Here is a 17,618-nt window from a genome sequence, read left to right as displayed (position 1 = left end):
AGTTCGAGACCATCATGACCACGCCAGCCACTCAGGCTGCGTGACCCAACCTGTCACCCGATCGTGCAGCAGTCCCGGCAACGAATTTTGACCGTCGCGGTTTCGGTCGGATTGAGCGTAGGGTGTCGGGTCGCTATCGCGCCGCCTACACCGGACCGGACGGGGTTCTGTACCGCGCACCGGTCACGTTTGATGCCAAGGACGACGCGGTCGCCTGGCTCTCGAAACGGCGCGCCGAGATCCAACTGGAGATCTGGGCTCCGGAGGCAGCGGCGCAGGGGGCGGCGCACCGCGCCCTACCCACGTTGCAGGAGTACGGCGACGACTGGGTCGCCTCTCGCAAGACCCGGGGTCGGGAGCTGCGACCCACCACCCGGCAGCAGTACCGAATGCTCCTCGACTCCTTCATCTACCCCACCTTCGGCGGCGTGCCCCTGGACGAGATCACCGGTGACGCGATCACGAAGTGGTACGACGCTCTAGCGCCTGGGAAGGCGACCATCAAGGCGCAGGCCTACAGCCTGCTGCGCACCATCCTGGGGACGGCAGCGTCGGCCAAACCCAATCCCCTGATCCCCTATAACCCCGCGCACATCCGTGGGGCCGGGAACGTCAAGCGGTCGCACAAGGTCCGCCCCGCGTCCCTCGCAGAGATCGAGATCATCGTCGACCGCCTGCCTGAGCGCTACAAGCTCATGGCCCTGCTCGCGGCCTGGTGTGCACTGCGATTCGGGGAGCTGACCGAACTGCGGCGCCGAGACATCAACCTCCGTACGAACCGCGTCCAGGTCACCCGCGGAGTTACCCGCGCGAACGGCGGGTTCGTGATCGGTGAGCCCAAGTCTGACGCAGGCATCCGCGACGTTGCCATCCCACCCCACCTGTTGCCCGTCGTCGAAGAGCACCTGAAGGAGCACACCGCCAAGGGCCGCGACGCGCTCCTCTTTCCGGCCGCTGACGGTGTCTCTCACATGGCCCCTTCGACCCTCTACAAGGTCTACTACCCCGCACGCGAAGCCGCCGGGCGACCAGACCTCCGCTGGCACGACCTTCGCCACACCGGCGCCGTTCTCGCCGCCCAAACAGGGGCGACCCTTGCCGAGCTCATGGGGAGGCTCGGCCACTCCACACCAGGCGCGGCGATGCGATATCAGCACGCTGCCGAGGACCGCGACGCCGAGATCGCCCGTAGACTTTCTGAACTGGTGTCTGCCCCGATCGAGTCCTGACGTATTCCCAGGTTCCCGCCCGGACGACTTGACTGCCTAACGGGGTGCGCCCATCGGTCGGTTGCTGCGCCGTGCTGCCTTGCAGGGCACTCATCTAGCGTCACGTCGCCCAGATCGACGCATCCTCGGTGATGCACTTCAACCCGCCATCCAACAAGCCGCAGACCTCACCCAGCGTGATACCTACTGCGCGAGCGCATTCGTTCGCGTCCAACGCAGGGGAACCGCCAGACACCTTCAAGCTCTGGCTGACCGGCACAGCTGCAAGCGAAACGGAGCAAGGACGTCGGCGGGTCGGCAATGGTGGGCCCGTCGATTCTTCGACCAACAGCGGGGACCCAACAGCCACGGCGCAAGTGACCGGGACTCGAACAGCGCGAAGGCGGGGTTGCTGCGCACACAGGCGCTGCGCACCCCGCCAAACGTAGCGGCTAGACAGACGCTGCCGCAGGCCACTTGGGTGGACGCTTGCCGCGCTGAATCGCATGGAAGGCTTCAGGGCGCCTGGCATGGGGCTGACTCCCGGTGCCCGTTGTGACTCCTGATTCGCTTCAGGGAGAGGGCAGGGAGAGGCGAAATCCGGCGATCCGGCCACGCCCCGTAAGGTGACCGTGTGAGTGGCGAGCTATCCCTGTTTGGCGATGGTCAACCCGACCAGCAGCAGGCCGATGCGGCGCCGGCGCCGCCACTCGCTGCTGCCTGGCAAGTGGATCTGTTGCGGAAGGCCCTGGACGGTCGAGGACTTTCGACCATGGAGGACCGTCAGGCCGTCATCGAAGCGGCAGTGGGTCGATCCGTTGACTCCCTGCGTGCGCTAACGCATGAGGAGGCGCTTCAGACGCTCGTGAAGCTCGGGCGGTCGAGCACAGCCAAGGCACGCAACACGTCCGCTTGGGATGAGCGCGACGAGGACACCTGGATCGACCGCCTCTGACTGGATCGACCGCCTCTGAACAGCCCCGTTAGATCGACGGGGCATGGACACTGCCTTGCCATACGACGCGCCGAAGCGGTACTCGACGACCGATACATTTTTCGGTATACATGATCGTGAACAAGCTGCTGACCAGCACGAATACGTTGATGTCGGCAGTAGACACTAGCCTCTCAGCCACAAGCGAGGACGACGTACGACGATTGGAAGTGACCTGCCCATGAGCAGCACCGCGGACGCCCAGCCAGCCGGCTCGGAGCCCGTCGCAGGTCGAGCAAAGCTCGGAGCTGTCTCAGTCGGCCAGCTCGCCGACTGGGAATCGGGTCTTTCGGGTCCCGAGATGACATTCACGCCTGGCGACGCACGTAAGACTGGCCTTTCCGATCATTCGGTCGACCTCATCGTCACCTCGCCTCCGTACTGGAACAAGCGGGACTACGGCCACACGGATCAGATTGGCTTGGAGCCAACCGCCGACGCGTACGTCACCTCGATCATGGAATGCTTGACGGAGTGGAAGCGGGTGCTGCGACCGCACGGCTCCGTGTTCCTCAACGTCGGGGACACCTACTTCAACAAGTCTTTGCTTGGCATCCCGGGGCAGATCGAGTGGCAGGCCGCTAAGGGCGACTGGCTGATCCGCAACCGCATCATCTGGGCTAAGGAGTCGGGCATGCCCGACCCGGTGAAGAACCGACTCGCCAACCGTCATGAGTACGTCATCCACCTGTCCTACAAGCCAACCTACTATTACGACCTCGTGGGCTATTCGGAGGAGTTCGGCAACGGCGCGAACCCCGGCGACGTTTGGACGATCAACCCAGAGCGCAATATGGGCGCACATCTCGCCCCCTTCCCGCGCGAGCTTGTCCGACGGGCGATTACCCTGGCCGCACCGCAGCAGATCTGTGCAGAGTGTGGTGTGCCGCGTAAGCGCATTATCGAGCGGACTGCTGAACTTGACCCTCAACGCCCGCAGGCGAAGCGTGCGATGGAGTTGGCCAAGGAGAAGGGTCTGACGCCCGAGCATATTCGTGCGATCCAGGCCTTCGGTGTCTCCGACGTCGGCAAGGCAACGAAATTCCAGAACGGAACCGGGCGCAACACTCTTGAGGTGCAGCGTCTCGCGGCCGAGGCAAAGGTCGCGCTTGGTGGCTACTTCCGCGAGTTCACGTTTGCGAAGAAGCGGACCGTTGGCTGGACTGACTGCGGCCACAACGCCCCTGCTCGCGGCGTCGTTCTCGACCCGTTTGCCGGTACCGGAACGACCCTGAAGACCGCCACTGACGAAGGTCGCGACGCGATCGGCGTTGACCTCGTGAACTGGATGGATCAGCCGGACGTCGTTTGAGCGGGAACGATCCCCGCGAGCCCGGCGATCTTTTCGGCCATATCCCCGAGGGCCGCGTCAACGCCTTCCTCGGAGGACAGATCGAGCCTGTAGTCGTAGACGTCGATCGACTTCACACGCCCGATGTACACGAGCCCCTTGGTCCCCTTGCTCCATGGATGGATCAGCAGGGTGAAGCTAAGGCCGTAGCGCAGCGCATAGGTTATGGCTTGCTCAACGTGGCCGCGATCCGGCAAGGCCCCATCGGAGGTGATGGTGTTCTTCACCTCGGCGATAAGCGGCACCGTGCCATCGGACATCCGTAGCACTACATCCGGCTGGGCCTTTCCGGCGTCGCGACTCGCCATTGCGGGCAAAGGCGTCCCGAAGGGCGCCGGTAGTTCGTCTGGAACGTCGTACAGGTCCACCTTGCCTTCGGTGTTGCCGTCGAGCACGTCAACTCCCCAGCGCCCGGCCTGCGCGTGTTTGGCCAAGGTGACTCGGACGAACTTCTCGAACAGGTCGTTCGTGTTGATGAGCAGGGAGCCCATCTGTACGTCCTCACCGCCGAGATCTAGGGCGATTCCCACGCCACGCACGATCAGCACCGACAGATCGAGAACCGGTCGGTAGTACGAGCGCGGATCGGGCAGAGGTGTCAGGTCCAGCACCTCGGGATCATCGAGGAAGTTATAACCCGGGTCGTCGCCAACTTCTTCGAAGGCCGCGAACTGACCAGCTAGCCGTCGCAGCCGCCCCTGATCACCCTTTCGGGGCCTCGTTTTGGCCTGCATTAGGTGTTCATGGATGACTGCCATCGCGGCCTTGATGCAGCGGTTGACGGGAGTGTCGACGGTGCGCTCGAACCACGAGAAGGCTGCCTTGTTCGGGATACCGCGCGCCGCGAACCGTTGGATCGTCGGCGTGAAGTCGATGCGGCCCTGCGGAAAGGGCCCCTCCCCGCCGCGGCGTTCGTAGACACGCAACAAGCCCGCGTCCAGCACCTGGTCGACGTAGTCGAGCAGCGCATCGGTGTATCGGTCCATGGCCCAGTCGTCGGCCGTCCCCCGACCCGCGTATTCGCGGAACGCGGTTAGGGGCAACACGCTGTGACCCGTCTCGACCACCATCCGCGTCAGATTGCTCAGCGGCACTCGGGGTTTGACGCGAAGGACGACACGGTCGTTGATCGGGATGACCCCGACGAACGATGTGGCCTGCAAGCGCAGAACCCCGCCAGAGAAGTTGACCCGCAAGACATCCTTGCCGTCGATCTCCGAGTTGAAGATCGTGCGGTGCCCTTCGCCGAACCAGAGCGACGAGTCAATTTTGACGTGCTCGTACTCCGCGCACTCCACGACCGTCACGCCGCTGTTCAGTTCGGTCATGGCTCAGGCTTCAGGCTCGATTGTCGTCTCTTCCGACGCGGCCTCCTGGGCTGGCTCAGGACGCACAAAGATGTGCTCCCAGCCCGTCTCAAGCGCCGCCCGGGTGTTCTGGTCCCGCCGGAAGGCCCGCTGCACCAAGAACTTGAGTTGATACCGCCAGATATCTGCGAGCGTGGTCTCGTCGCTGGCATCCCAGAAGTAGGCGTGCCCGACGGCTGCTGCCGGGTTGCTTCGAGAGTGACCGTTGATCCGTTCAAACCAGAGCATGACGCGTCGCTTGAGGTCCTCATCCATGCCGTTGTTTGTCAGAATCTCGTCCAGCACCTCCCGGTCCGGGTCCATGGAGATCTTCGCGAATCGCCGTTCGAAGGCCGCGTCAACCTCATCGACGCCGCGATCGAACGGATTCATGGTCGCAAGGAGGACGAAGTTGGACGGGATCTTGATCTCCTCACCGTTTGCGATGGTAAACGGCAGCTCGCGCTTACTACGCTCGATGTAGGTCAGAGCCTCGCCGAATACCCGGCCGACGTCTGCCCGTGACAGTTCGTCTACGACCAAGACGTAAGTGTTCTCCTGGTCCGCGGCCGCGTCCTTCACGAGCTTCAGGAAGGGACCTTCTTTCGTCTTGAAGCCGGTCGCGGTGGGCGAGAACCCCATCATAAAGTCCTCGTACTGGTAGCTCGCGTGAAACTGGACGAAGCGGCAACGCCGCTTATGCCCTCCGGCCATGATCTGGCCGGCCGCCGCCGCAAAGAATGATTTCGAAGTGCCGGGCGGTCCCGACAGGATGACGCCGCCGTAGATGCGCGCCAGCCGCATGATCTCTTGCACCTGCGGGTCTTCCACCGTGATGTCAGGAGCATCCGGCGCGGACGAAGCATGTCCTCTCGCCGCCCTTGCCTGCACGCCGATTTCAAGGTCGTCAGCGACCAGCGTCCTAACGTCAGGCACCAGTCCCTCAAACATTGGCATCCGCCTCGCTCACGAGTGGCACGCGAGGCGCCTCTGGCGTGAAGGGGTCGAACCAGGAAAAGCCATCGGTTTCCGGGACCTCGGTCGTGAAGAGATGCGTGAACTCGCCTTCGACATCGTCAGGATAGTCGAACTTGGCACGGAAACCCGCGATGGCGTCCTGCGCGGACGGCCCACCCGACAAGATGAAGCCGTCGTTGCGCATGAAGTAGCACCCCAAGGCGAGGGCCGATACAGGCGTCTCGTACAAGAGATCCTTGAAGGCGCGGTTGACGTGATCGTCGGGCAACGTGTATCCGCCCTCGGCGAGGCCCATCCACCCGCCGCCCTTGAGTCGGAAAATCGAACCAGGAGACCAACTGCCAGGGATGTTACGTGCGCGCCAGAAGCTCGGGAGCGGGCTGCTGCCTCGGATGCCCCGATCGATGAGCGGAAAATAGTACGGCTTCGTCGGGTGGCCGGGCATCTGGATCAACGACACGACCTCGTTGGATGACGCCGACGCGTCGGTAAGACGCCCGGCTCGCTTCTCCTTCCGGAGGTACAGATACATCACGAACGTCGGGTGGAGCCTCTGAGCGCCGAGCGTGTCGATCGCCCAGCGCACGGCTCCCTTGCTCAGCACATGAGTTGGCGTCGGGTCGGTAGGCACAGGAGCAGCGTAGTGGCGACATCCGCCACCTGCTGCCCGATGCCGCAACATGTTGAGTGGTCCGCTACTTCTCGCTCGCCTGTCAACGGCAATCTTGACGTTGGCCGCTACTGACCTCCACCCGTCAAATTCGAGGGATCATCACATGGCTTGCCTCGTTCGTCTTACCCGATCGAATCCTCGCTCCGGGGTGCTCGGCGGGCCTCGCCCGGCCAGACTTGGCGGCGATCCTTTTGGGACGAATGGACGTGTTCAAACCCCTCAGATCGGGCATACCGGCAGCGCCACCAATGGGCGAGCATCCATAAGGGGCTGATGAAGATCGCAGCGGCGAACTTCACCATGCTGAAGCCGAACATGACACCGACGAAGTAGAGCCAGGCGTGGCCCCTCTCCGCGAAGGTACCGGCAACGACCATCGCCCCGCAGTAGACGGGCGCCATCACGACCGAGACGGGGAGGGCCCATTTCATTCCGCGGGGTTTGCGGATGTAGCGAATGATGACGTTTGCTGGGGCGTACCAGAGCAGGCAGTACACCCAGGTCATGAGCTGGTAACTGAAGGCAAAAATCATCGGAGGCTCCTTTCGGTGTCACTCGACGTTTACGCCTGATGGCCGCTTCTGGCTGGCCTGGATGGATTGCCTGTGGATAACCCCCTCGATTCGGAGGGGTGGTCATCGCAGGGTCGGCGTTCCCATCGGTCGCTGGACCGGGCGGCGGTGGAACGCTTCTGCGGACTCGAGGGCCCGGCTCATCGCTTGACGGGCCCGCGCAGCGTCGAGACGCTGCACATCGGTGACTCCCCCGTCGCCGATCGGGTGCGAACTGCCGACGTCGTACCTGTCGCGGTAGGCAGCGACGGTGCGGACGTGGCGCATCCAGTGCTCACGGGCACCCGCATCCCGTGGTGGCTCCCCCAGTCGTCGGGTCCAGGGATCGCGTCGTTTGACCGCGTCCGCTGCCAGGGCGGTGGCTCGTTGTTCGAGGAGTTCTTGGCGTTCGGTGAGGGCGTCCGTCATGTCGTCGGGCATCGCCCCAGTGGCGATGGGAATGAGTCCGGCGATCAGGTGCGGGTCCCTGTTGAATCGGCGGCTGCGGGGCGTGCACCTGCGGAGTCGCTTGGTCAGGACGGCACCGATGTCGTCGGCGTCGATCAGACTCCTGGCCTGGACGGTGCGTGGGAGCAGCGCGGCGATATCTGAGCCGCCGGCTTCCAGTCGCCGGAGCTCGGCGGTGAGAGGACCGAACGAGTCCGAGGTGACAACCTGGTCGACCTGCTCAGACGTGAGGCCGGCTGCCTGGAGTTCGGTGATCCACCGGTCACGTTGGGCTTCGGCAGCGATGGTCAGGTACTCGGCCGCGATCTGGGCGAAGGAGGACCAGCGCTCCTGTTCGGCCGCGATCGTCTGGTGGGCCGAGAGTTCCGTACCCGTGTGCTTGAGAACTCCGTACAGGACCGTGGCTCCGGTGACCTCGTCGTCGGTGGGTGGGGCGTGGCTGTCGTCTGGATCGTCGAGGGCGACGTACGCGCGGTTGCTGCTGCTTCCCCGTGTCATCGCGACGTACAGGTTCTCCCGGGTGGTGGCGCTGGTGACGACCACGTGGGAGGAGTCCAGGGTGAGGCCTTGGGCGCGATGTGCGGTCACCGCGTAGCCGAGTTCGACGTGCTCGGCGACGTAGTGGGCAGGGAGGGTGACTGAGCCGCCAGCACGGCCGAGACGGTGGGCTGTGATCGTGCCGTCAGCCAAGACGTCAGTGATGCGCCAGCGGTCTCCGTTGTGGACCCAGGCTCCGCGTAGGGAGCGGAGGCGCCGGTCGTTGCGGCGGGTGATGACCAGGTCGCCGATTGAGGCGCGGGTGTGGTCGTGGAGTTCGACTTCGCGGCTCGGCTGGGTCTCGCCGTCGATGATGCGGTCGGCTCTGGCACGTTCGTTCAGGGCGGTGACTTCGTGGGCTGATTCAGTCACGAGGATGCTGCTGCGTCCCGTCCGCAGATCCTCGCGCCAGGCGGTGTACGCGGCTTCGCGCATGTCGTCACCGGTACCTTCTCGGACGCGTTCGTGGCGCACATAGGTGCTGATTGCTCGGGTGTTGCCGACGCGCAGGTCGAGGGATGTGGCGCGTTCCCAGTCGTGGGTGAAGCGATGGACCTCAGTGAGCTCTGGGGTGTCGTCGCGGGCCACGGCGAGCATCGAGAACGCGCCACCTGCATCGACGGACTGGAGTTGGGCCCAATCCCCCACCAGCAGCACCTTCGCGCCGGCATCTGTGGCGAGCGTGGTGATCCGGTCGAGGGTGAGAGTTCCGGCGAGGGTGGCTTCGTCGACGATGACGAGCTGACCGGGTCGGAAGTCCGCGCACCCGTGGTCGTGTTCATGGAGCCACTTCGCGGTGTTGTCACACACCAGGCCGAGGTCGTCAGCGAGCACGTCTGCTGCAGCAGCGGACGGAGCGAGGCCCACGACGGAGTCGGGACCGTGAGTCGTGGACCAGGCATTTCGGAGGGCACGCATGGCTGTGGTCTTACCTGCACCGGCGGGGCCGACCAGCAGGTCGAGTTGGCGTCCGGACACGGCGATGCGCGCCAGGGTCTCCATCTGTTCTGCACTGGGTAGGTGCCCCAGGATCTCCTGCTGGCCGGCGTCCTCGATGGTGCCGAGGTCGACCATGGGGGCGCGGCGGTCCTCAGCACGGCCGAGGAGGCGGTCTTCTGCGTCGAGGACCTGGGTGGAGGTGAAAGCGACGGAGTGGGTGGGGCGGAAGCGGCTGGTGCCATCGTCCCGGCGAAAGGCCTTCGGAGTGGCGGCGAGCTCGGGTGGCGTGAGCGCGATCGAGATCTGCTTTGCTTCCTGGACGATGGCCGCAACGACAGCTTCCCGATCCGTACTGGTGGCGAAGCGCCACTCGACGGTTTGTCGGGAGGCTTCGGCCCACAGGTTCCAGTGTCGCCACGTGGCGCGCTTCTCGCTGACGGTCCCGATGACTGCCTGGGCAACCTCGGACGTGACGTCGATGCTCATGTCGTCGGCTCGCAGGAGCCCCCGTGCGCCACTCCGTGCGCTTGCGCGCGTGCCTCGTGTGTCACCGGTGGTGAGCTCACGGGCCCACTGGGTGGCGTCGAAGCCGATCGCACGTGCGGCGCGTGCGCGCCAGGAATCGGTGAGTTCGGCCAGGGACCGCACGTGCTTGGGTGGGCGGGTCTCGAGAGTGATGTCGGCACGCATCCGCACGATCGAGCGGGCGCTGGGCCGACGTCCGTACTCCGCCAGGTGCGCAGCGATCCGGCGCTCGAGTTCTTCGTTGATGTGGTGCGAGCGGTGCGAGAAGAACCCGATGAGTTCTTCGCTGACACCGGCGATCTCGAATCCCAGGGAACGCTTGGGCCCCCGGTCGCGGCGTTCCCACTCCAGTCCGAACGCACGGGTCAGCTTGTCAGCGAGGACCGCGTTGTAGTGCTCCGACAACCCGACGATTGAGGCGTACAGAGGACGCCCGTCCAGGGTGCGCCACTTGCCGTCCTCCAAGGTGCGGACCTTGTTGGAGACGACCACGTGCGTGTGGAGTTGCGGGTCCCCCGCCCTGGAGTCCCAGTGGTCGTACGCCGTGGCGGCGACCCCCATGACGTCCTTCTGAAGGACCGCTCCCCTGCGCCCGTGCACGCCCGTGCGGGTGGCGGCGACCTCTCGTTCCAACAGGGCGAGCACGTCGGCCACCGCCTCGTGGTGGGCCTGAAGGATGAGTGCCTGCGTACCGGCGTCGGAGACGCCCCACAACACCGAGACGGACTTCGGCACCGAGAAGGTGCAGTCGAACCCGGCAGTCGCGGTCACGGTCTGTTTGGCGGACTCCTCGTTGTCGATCTCGTCGACCAGGGCTGCTCGCTCTTCGTCGCTCAGGTGCGGGTTGAGGGAATCGACACGTTCCGTGACGCGCTCGCCCTTGGTGGCGTAGCGGCGATACGGCTCTCCGAGTTGGATCCCGAGCAGTGGGTCTCGGCCCATCCCGATGAGGAGCTGCAACTGCTGCTCCGTGACGGGACCTCCCGCAGTGAGTTCGCCCGCGCCGAACTGGGTGACCCCGCTGCCGAGCCAGTAGCCCGGCGGCGTGCCGGCTTCGCTGTAGTACCGCGTCAATGGAGTGGCCAGGCTGCGGTTGCCGTCACCGGCGACGACGCTGCGCAACAAGTACTGGTAGCCCTTGCCGGCCGACATCTTGTGCAGGGAAACGGTCATGCCTGTGCACCTCCTTGTCAGGAAGGTGTGTCGAAGTGCCCCCTTCGTTCTTTGGGGGGTTTATCCACAGGACCGACCTCACGTTGCAAGAGGTGTGAGGCCTCTGAGACAGGGTGAACGGGCGTCCAGAAAACGAGGGGGCCTGGGCCGAAATGCCAGGGGGCCCGGGGGCGGTCTCGACGGCTTCGACAGACAAGGGAGAAGGAGCAGGGAATGTCTGATGGTTGCGAGGTCACCGGCAACGCTGTCTTAATGGAAGCGGATGGCCACGTCGACACCGCGCCGGCGGCCTCCGTCTGCACCTTCTCGAAACACTCGATGAAGGGACATGTCTCGGGATGAAGTCATACCTACGCACACCAACACTCCTAGCGATGGCAGTAGCTCTGTCAGTCGTCTCTACCTCATGCAGTGGTGACAATCCGGGGCCGCGCGCAGCCCCCACTTCCTCGCCCAACGCGTCGCCCAGCGAAACGCCGGAAGCGTCACCTTCGCCGACGCTGAGCGAGACCGAACAGGCAGCGCAGGACGTCGAAGATCTCGTCCGTCGCTACTTCGCCGTGACAGATCAGCTCGGCCAAAACCCCGCACTGCCGCTTCGACGGCTGCAAGGCGTCGCCGCGGACATGGAACTCACGATCCAGCAAGACCTTCTGAAGGACCAGCGGTTCAGCGGAGAGGTGCAGATCGGAAACCTCCGCGTGGTCGAAGTGAACGTGCAACGCCTCGCGCTCGAAAACACTCCCACCGCCACCGTCGGAGTGTGTTGGGACGTGGCCAATGTCGACATTGTTGATGCCAACGGGGACTCCACGATCACCGCGGCTCGACCGGCCCGCGGCTGGATTCAACTCAACGTGACCAACATCCGCGGAGGTCAAGCACCAAGGAACGGATGGCGCGTCACCGGGGGCTTGGACCAGGAGAAGGTACCGTGCACCGGCTGACTGCGAGGCTCGTCGCTCTCGCCTCCGTTTTCGTCATGTCTCCTCTCCTGCAGACAAGCGCTCACGCCGGCACAGAATGCGCTCGCACAAATCCCAAGAATGGCGAGTGCACTATCTGGGTGGAAACCGAGGACGAGACCCCGGGGAAGTCCGGCAATGACGGTCCGCAAGACACCGGCTCTGGCGAGTCCTGCTATTGGGACGGCCGACCACAGAACATCCATAAACCACCACCTGGCCCAGTCCCCTGCACGTCGGAGCAGTACGGCTACTGGTCCAACGCCTACAACTGCTACATCAACGAGGTCGTCCCTCGTCCCGGTGCTGAAGACGAGTTCTGGCAGGGCAACTACCGCGAGGATGGTTCGGTCTACTTCTGCTTCCAACCGCAGACCGACATGGTGATGTTGATCTGGGCTGCTGATCCGCCCCCGAACTCGGGAGCAGGTCCGACGCCGCGCGAGGTCGCTCAGCTCGCGGTCACCGAGATGCATCTACGCGCTATCACCATCGGGATGGCACCCGAGCCGGCTGAGGGCAACATCGGGATCGTCGGGATGCCGGTCTGGATGTGGGCCGAGGATCCCGGGACGTCGACCGTCGGGCCCGTCACCGCCTCTGCGACCGCCGGTGGTCTCACGATCACCGCGACGGCACGGTTGCACCAGATCACCTGGGACATGGGTGACGGCACCGAGATCATCTGCACCGGGCCAGGCACTCCGTACCAGGGGTCGTTCGGCTTCCAGAAGTCGCCGACGTGCGGTCACACGTACACCACGACCAGCGATTCGGAACCCGATGACAAGTTCACGGTCACAGCGACCTCGGACTGGATTGTGGAGTGGGAGGGAGCCGGGCAGAGCGGGACGATCCGGCTCAACGGGCTGACGAGATCAGCTCATGTCGCCATTGGCGAAGCGCAGGTATTGGTGCAGTAGCCACTCAGGAGGATCGACGTGAGCAAGACAGCCACCCAAGGAAGTCCTGAACTCGGTCAGGGCCAGGGGCGCTCCCCCGAGTCCGTGACCCCGCCTCCCAAGCTCCGGCGCCAACCGGGCCTGGTGATCGCGGCCGCCACCGCGATCTGTCTGGGCGGTGGCGTAGGGGCCTGGGTATGGGCCGCGTCCACGGATGCCGTCGAGGTGTTGGCCGCGCGCACGACGATCGAGCGCGGCAGCGTGATCGAGGCCGACGATCTCGTGCGGATCCAGGTCTCGGCCGACCCGCTGTTGAAGTCTGTGTCCGGCGATCAGTTCAACTCCGTCGTGGGGCAGCGTGCCACGGTCGACGTCGCCGCGGGTGCGTTGCTGACGTCCACCTCATTGACCACGGACTCCCCTCCTGTGAGCGGATCATCGATCGTTGGGGTCGCTCTGGCGCCTGGGCAGGTGCCTGGGCTGGATCTCTTCAACGGCGATCGGGTCAGGGTGGTGGTCACCCCTGCGCAGGGCGCTGAGGCGCCGGCGACTGCCCCGATGGTCAGCGAGGCGGAAGTAGCCGGTCACTACGTCTCCGAGGAAACAGGTCAGTTGATCGTTGATCTCCTCGTCCCACATGCCGACGCAGCCATGGTCGCTGCGCGTGCGGCGACCGGGAACGTGGCCATCGTGTTGGACACCCGGGAGCGGTGATGGCTCTCATCGCTGTGGTCTCGGCGTCGGGGTCGCCCGGCGTGTCCACGACCGCGCTCGGGATGTCGCTGCAATGGCCCCGGCCGGTGCTGTTCCTCGAGGCAGACCCGACCGGCGGGTCAGGTCTCCTGTCGGGCTACTTCCGCGGCACTCGCCCCTACACCCGCGGGATGATCGAGCTCGCGCTGAGCGCCTCATCGATGAGTGATGGTTTGGCCGAGGTGGTCGGGAGGATTGAGAACACCGACGTGTCGTTCGTCGCGGGCACCCGTACCCACGCACAGGCTCCGGCGCTGCGTGGTTTGTGGTCTCCATTGGCCCAGGAACTCCTCGAACTTGAGGGTCGAGGCCAGGACGTCATCGTCGATGCCGGCCGGTTGGGCATGGTCGCCTCCCCCCGGCCGCTACTGGCGGCAGCGGACCTGGTGCTGCTGACGATACGCACGGATCTCCCGTCGGTCTCGGCGGCACGGTCATGGGCTGATGCGGCCGTACGCGGGGATCTCGACTGGCCCGCCACCGCACTGCTGCTCGTCGGCAAGGGACAGCCATATGCACCTCGTGAAGTGTCCGGAGTGCTCGGGCTACCGGTCGCCAGCAGCATCGTGTGGGATCCGACCGCGGCCGCCGTGATTCACCGTGGCGCTCCCACGCCCAAACGGTTCGACACGGGGCCGTATGTACGCAGTCTCGGCGCCGCCGTCGCTGCCGTTCAGGCGATCGTGACTCGGCGCCACGACGATCTCGCCGGCACTGATACCCATGGTGTCGGGGTCACCGAAGGGGTAGTCCCATGAACACGCCCACCTCATCCTGGACCAACTCCCCCGATGGTGCTTCCACACCGGACCTGACGTCGTTGCCGTTGCTGACGCAGCCCCTGCCCGCGTCCGAGCCGCCGTCTCGGGAGCAGAAGAGCGTCCGTCGGCCGCGGTTGGTCACCCTGCTCGACGAGTTCCCAGCACCAGCACACGAGGACGCGGCAGTGGACTGGGCTTTGGTCGCAGCACTGCGGGCACAGGCGTCGGATCAGTTGAGTCAGGCGGCAACTGCTGGACGTGTCCGCCACGACAAGGCGACGCAGGAGGAATTGGGTCGCGCGATCGTGCTGGATCTGATCGACACCACGGTGACCGAGCGGGTCGATGCTGGTGAAGAAGCCTGGTCACAGGCGACGCAGGAGGCACACGCGCGGGCGGTGTTCGATGCGTTGTTCCGACTAGGTCGGTTGCAGCCCTTGGTGGACGACGATCGGATCGAGAACATCGTCATCACGGGCCACGACCGCGTGAAACTCGAACTCGTCGACGGTTCGCTCATAGCTGGCCCCGCGGTAGCGGACTCAGATGAGGAACTGATCGACTTCCTGGTCTTCCTCGCCTCCCGTTCCGAGGTGAATGCGAGGGGGTTCTCCGAAGCCCAGCCGCGATTGCACCTTCGGCTCGATGGCGGCGCGCGACTGGCGGCTGCAGCGTGGGTGACGCCCCGCCCGTCGGTGGTGATCAGACGGCACCGGTTGATGGAGATCACGCTGGACGACCTGGTTGAACGGCAGATGATGAGTGCCGTGGCTGCTTCGTTCTTGGCCGCAGCAGTGCGGGCCCGCAAAAGCATCGTCGTCTCGGGCTCGCAGGGCGCGGGGAAGACGACGTTGGTCCGCGCACTGTGCGCCGAGATCGACCCGCTCGAGGCCATCGGCACGTTCGAAACCGAGTACGAACTGCACCTGCACGAACTGCCGGAGCGGCACGAGATCGTGCATCCGTGGGAGGCCCGTCCCGGTTCCGGCGAGCGGGGTCCTGACGGTCGCCAGGCCGGGGAGTTCACCCTCGACGAGGCGTTGATCGACTCCTTCAGGTTCAACCTGTCACGTCAGATCGTCGGCGAGGTCCGGGGCAAGGAGATCTGGGCGATGATCAAGGCAATGGAGTCCGGCACCGGATCCATCTCCACCACGCATGCCACAGATGCGGTCGCCGCGGTCCGCAAGCTCGTCACTTGTGCGATGGAGTCGGGGTCCCACGTGACTCACGACTTGGCCACCAGCAAGCTGGCCGCCACGGTCGACGTGATCGTTCATCTCGACTTGTCCACCCACCACAAGATCGGGCGGTCGCAGCGCACGCGCCGGGTCGCTGAGATCGTCACTATCTCGCCGGGTGAGCGTGAAACCGGGTACGCCGCCACCCACGTCTTCTCCCCCGGCCCGGATGGTGTCGCGGTCCCCGGTGTGCTGCCAGAGGAGTACCGGTCGCTGTCGACCCTAGGCTTCGATCTGAGTGGCTTCTTGGCGGGTCAGGGGGAGCTGTCGTGATCCTCGTCGCTGCCCTTGCCGGGGCCCTGGTGGTGGCTGGTGTCATCGGGCTCGTTATCGGGTTGCGCCCGGTCGAGCAGGTCCCGGTGAGCGGGCGACCTCGGCTCCCCCGACGTTTCTCGGCCGATCGCCGTACCCGCATGGTGCTGGCTGCCAGCATCGGTGCCGCGGCGGTGGTCTGGTGGGTCACGGGCTGGATCCTTGCGCTGGTTGCTGTCCCGCTGCTGGTCTTTGGGTTGCCCAAGTTGTTGTCCGCCGGTCCTGCTGCCACGCAGATCGAGCGGCTGGAAGCGATGGAGGAGTGGACTCGCTCGCTGTCCGGGGTGCTCACCGTTGGGGTGGGTCTGGAGCAGGCGTTGGTGGCCACGTTGCGGTCGACGCCGGCGGCGATCTCTCCCGAGGTCACACGGTTGGTGGCCCGGTTGCGGTCACGGTGGGCGACCGAGGAAGCTCTGCGAGCGTTTGCTGAGGACCTGGACGATGCGACCGGCGATCTGATCGCGGCGAACCTGATCCTGGGGGCCCGCCGGCGTGGGGCGGGGTTGTCGTCGGTGTTGGAAGGGCTCGCTGAGTCAGTGGCCGCCGACGTACGGGCCAGGCGTCAGGTCGAGGCCGACCGGGCGAAACCACGGGCGACCGCGCGGTGGGTGACGCTGATCAGCATGAGCGTCCTGGTCGTGCTGGCGTTGACCGGCTCCTACGTCGAGCCCTACCGCTCGCCCGTCGGGCAAGTCATCCTCGTCGGACTGCTGGCGGCCTACGTCGCCACGCTGGTGTGGATGAAACGAATGTCGATCGGCCGCCCGTTCCCTCGGTTCCTGTCGGCGACACCGGCGGGCGGTGCGTCGTGATCACCGCCCTGCAACTCGCGGTCCTTGCCGGGGCGCTGATCGCAGCGGGTGTCGTGTTGGTGGTGGTGCGCTTCCTCCCTGCTGAACCGGATCTTGAATCTGCATTGGCAAACCTCGCCCCGCAGCGCGCCCGACTGACAACCACCGACGCAGACACCCCAGCAACCGGCAAGGACCGGCTCGGGGTGTGGGCGATGCGGGCGTTACCAGCTGGATTGTGGGCTCGTACGCCGACGCGAGAGCTGGCGTTGCTTCGGATCCCACTCTCCCGTTTCTACGCCGACAAGCTGATGTTCGCTGTGTTGGGGTTGGTGATCGCCCCTGTGCTGGGCCTCTTCTTCACGTTCATCGGGCTGAACATCCCGTTCGTCGTCCCCGCGGTCGCCTCACTCTCCTTGGCAGCGGTGATGTTCTTCGTCCCCAACTACAACGCGGTCGACGACGCCAGGAAGGCTCGCCGTGAGTTCGCGCGGGCCTTGGGTGCCTACATCGACCTCGTCGCGCTGGAACGCAACAACGGCGCCGGCGTACGCCAGGCGATGGAGGCTGCAGCGCAGGTGGGTGATTCGTGGGTGTTCACCAGATTGGCCGAGGAGCTCGGTCGGTCGCGCTGGTCGGGTCTGCCGCCGTGGGACGCGTTGCATGCACTCGCCGACGAACTCGGGTTACCGGAGTTGGACGACTTCGCCGACATCATGCGGCTCTCAGGGCAGGAAGGCGCCGCCGTCTACGCGCACCTGCGCGCCCGCGCGGCGGCCATGCGTACGGCGATGCTCAACGACGAGATCGCCGAAGCCAACGCGACTGGTGAGCGGATGACCATCCCCGGGTCCTTGCTCGGCGTCATCTTCATGGCCCTGTTGGTTGCCCCGTCGCTCCTGCGGATGTTCACGAGCACCTGACCAACACAACGGAAGGAAAACCCGTCATGGACAAGTTCACCGGCGCACTCCTCGTGCTCCACCAACACCTCACCTCTCCCCCTCAACGCGGCGAGCGAGGGTCAGTCACCACCGAGCACGTGCTGTGGGCGGTCGCTGTCATCGCCATCGTCGGCATCGTGGTCGCCGCGGTACGGACCTATGTCACGACCCAAGCCGGCAACATCAACTAGCAGGCCCAGGAGCGA

Annotated in this window: 16 protein-coding genes; 11 read left to right on the top strand and 5 right to left on the bottom strand. The window is 65.2% G+C overall.

Features of this window, described 5'->3' with window-relative positions; all coding sequences use genetic code 11:
* Positions 1-50: 50 nt before the first annotated feature.
* The 3 genes from AC6EH9_RS14180 to AC6EH9_RS14170 all read left to right on the top strand — a co-directional run bounded on the left by AC6EH9_RS14180 (position 51) and on the right by AC6EH9_RS14170 (position 3,514).
* Positions 51-1,229, top strand: a complete 1,179-nt coding sequence (locus AC6EH9_RS14180; RefSeq protein WP_498424025.1) for a tyrosine-type recombinase/integrase — start codon at positions 51-53, stop codon at positions 1,227-1,229.
* Between the two features lie 613 nt (positions 1,230-1,842).
* The gene (locus tag AC6EH9_RS14175; protein WP_498424021.1) at positions 1,843-2,163 is read left to right on the top strand and encodes a hypothetical protein; all 321 of its coding nucleotides are present in this window, start codon (positions 1,843-1,845) and stop codon (positions 2,161-2,163) included.
* Positions 2,164-2,383: 220 nt separating this feature from the next.
* Complete coding sequence (locus AC6EH9_RS14170; protein WP_498424019.1) at positions 2,384-3,514, top strand: DNA-methyltransferase; 1,131 nt, start codon at positions 2,384-2,386, stop codon at positions 3,512-3,514.
* Here the strand turns inward: AC6EH9_RS14170 and AC6EH9_RS14165 are convergent.
* The 5 genes from AC6EH9_RS14165 to mobF form a co-directional block, all read right to left on the bottom strand.
* The gene (locus tag AC6EH9_RS14165; protein WP_498424018.1) at positions 3,496-4,881 is read right to left on the bottom strand and encodes a 5-methylcytosine restriction system specificity protein McrC; all 1,386 of its coding nucleotides are present in this window, start codon (positions 4,879-4,881) and stop codon (positions 3,496-3,498) included. The two genes, AC6EH9_RS14170 and AC6EH9_RS14165, sit on opposite strands and share 19 nt — an antisense overlap.
* A 3-nt stretch (positions 4,882-4,884) precedes the next feature.
* Positions 4,885-5,850: an McrB family protein gene (locus tag AC6EH9_RS14160; protein WP_498424017.1), complete on the bottom strand. Its 966-nt coding sequence runs from the start codon at positions 5,848-5,850 to the stop codon at positions 4,885-4,887.
* Positions 5,843-6,508 carry a hypothetical protein gene (locus AC6EH9_RS14155; protein WP_498424015.1) on the bottom strand — a complete coding sequence of 222 codons (666 nt, stop codon included), beginning with the start codon at positions 6,506-6,508 and terminating at the stop codon, positions 5,843-5,845. The genes AC6EH9_RS14160 and AC6EH9_RS14155 overlap by 8 nt, the downstream gene beginning before the upstream one ends.
* A gap of 164 nt (positions 6,509-6,672) precedes the next feature.
* The gene (locus tag AC6EH9_RS14150) at positions 6,673-7,083 is read right to left on the bottom strand and encodes a hypothetical protein (protein WP_498424014.1); all 411 of its coding nucleotides are present in this window, start codon (positions 7,081-7,083) and stop codon (positions 6,673-6,675) included.
* Positions 7,084-7,185: 102 nt separating this feature from the next.
* A complete protein-coding gene (gene mobF, locus AC6EH9_RS14145; RefSeq protein WP_498424012.1) occupies positions 7,186-10,743 on the bottom strand; it encodes a MobF family relaxase in 3,558 nt (1,185 codons plus the stop codon).
* A gap of 374 nt (positions 10,744-11,117) precedes the next feature.
* Here mobF and AC6EH9_RS14140 point away from each other — a divergent pair, with 374 nt between their 5' ends.
* From AC6EH9_RS14140 to AC6EH9_RS14105, 8 genes are all read left to right on the top strand, one after another.
* Entirely contained in the window at positions 11,118-11,690 is a 573-nt protein-coding gene (locus AC6EH9_RS14140; protein WP_498424011.1) for a hypothetical protein, read from the top strand.
* Between the two features lie 119 nt (positions 11,691-11,809).
* Entirely contained in the window at positions 11,810-12,631 is an 822-nt protein-coding gene (locus tag AC6EH9_RS14135; protein WP_498424009.1) for a hypothetical protein, read from the top strand.
* Positions 12,632-12,649: 18 nt separating this feature from the next.
* The gene (locus AC6EH9_RS14130; protein WP_498424007.1) at positions 12,650-13,324 is read left to right on the top strand and encodes an SAF domain-containing protein; all 675 of its coding nucleotides are present in this window, start codon (positions 12,650-12,652) and stop codon (positions 13,322-13,324) included.
* On the top strand, positions 13,324-14,121 hold the full coding sequence (locus AC6EH9_RS14125; protein WP_498424006.1) for a CpaE/TadZ family protein: 798 nt from the start codon (positions 13,324-13,326) through the stop codon (positions 14,119-14,121). Before AC6EH9_RS14130 ends, AC6EH9_RS14125 begins: the two co-directional genes overlap by 1 nt.
* Positions 14,118-15,638, top strand: a complete 1,521-nt coding sequence (locus AC6EH9_RS14120; protein ID WP_498424004.1) for a TadA family conjugal transfer-associated ATPase — start codon at positions 14,118-14,120, stop codon at positions 15,636-15,638. Before AC6EH9_RS14125 ends, AC6EH9_RS14120 begins: the two co-directional genes overlap by 4 nt.
* Positions 15,635-16,489, top strand: a complete 855-nt coding sequence (locus tag AC6EH9_RS14115; RefSeq protein ID WP_498424002.1) for a type II secretion system F family protein — start codon at positions 15,635-15,637, stop codon at positions 16,487-16,489. The genes AC6EH9_RS14120 and AC6EH9_RS14115 overlap by 4 nt, the downstream gene beginning before the upstream one ends.
* Positions 16,486-17,391 carry a type II secretion system F family protein gene (locus AC6EH9_RS14110; RefSeq protein WP_498424001.1) on the top strand — a complete coding sequence of 302 codons (906 nt, stop codon included), beginning with the start codon at positions 16,486-16,488 and terminating at the stop codon, positions 17,389-17,391. The genes AC6EH9_RS14115 and AC6EH9_RS14110 overlap by 4 nt, the downstream gene beginning before the upstream one ends.
* Positions 17,392-17,417: 26 nt before the next feature.
* Complete coding sequence (locus AC6EH9_RS14105; protein WP_498423998.1) at positions 17,418-17,603, top strand: hypothetical protein; 186 nt, start codon at positions 17,418-17,420, stop codon at positions 17,601-17,603.
* The last annotated feature ends 15 nt before the right edge of the window (positions 17,604-17,618 follow it).

Source organism: Nocardioides sp. Z21_20, from assembly GCF_059766585.1.
Note: the sequence above shows the minus strand (reverse complement) of the source record. Positions and strands in the feature narration are given on the sequence as shown.

What these genes read in the sequence shown, in the direction of transcription:
- AC6EH9_RS14140 (WP_498424011.1), top strand. Translation starts at nt 11,118, where the DNA reads ATGGCAGTAGCTCTGTCAGTCGTCTCTACCTCATGCAGTGGTGACAAT.
- AC6EH9_RS14120 (WP_498424004.1), top strand. Translation starts at nt 14,118, where the DNA reads ATGAACACGCCCACCTCATCCTGGACCAACTCCCCCGATGGTGCTTCC.
- AC6EH9_RS14160 (WP_498424017.1), bottom strand. Translation starts at nt 5,850, where the DNA reads ATGTTTGAGGGACTGGTGCCTGACGTTAGGACGCTGGTCGCTGACGAC.
- AC6EH9_RS14105 (WP_498423998.1), top strand. Translation starts at nt 17,418, where the DNA reads ATGGACAAGTTCACCGGCGCACTCCTCGTGCTCCACCAACACCTCACC.
- AC6EH9_RS14150 (WP_498424014.1), bottom strand. Translation starts at nt 7,083, where the DNA reads ATGATTTTTGCCTTCAGTTACCAGCTCATGACCTGGGTGTACTGCCTG.
- AC6EH9_RS14125 (WP_498424006.1), top strand. Translation starts at nt 13,324, where the DNA reads ATGGCTCTCATCGCTGTGGTCTCGGCGTCGGGGTCGCCCGGCGTGTCC.
- AC6EH9_RS14165 (WP_498424018.1), bottom strand. Translation starts at nt 4,881, where the DNA reads ATGACCGAACTGAACAGCGGCGTGACGGTCGTGGAGTGCGCGGAGTAC.
- AC6EH9_RS14170 (WP_498424019.1), top strand. Translation starts at nt 2,384, where the DNA reads ATGAGCAGCACCGCGGACGCCCAGCCAGCCGGCTCGGAGCCCGTCGCA.
- mobF (WP_498424012.1), bottom strand. Translation starts at nt 10,743, where the DNA reads ATGACCGTTTCCCTGCACAAGATGTCGGCCGGCAAGGGCTACCAGTAC.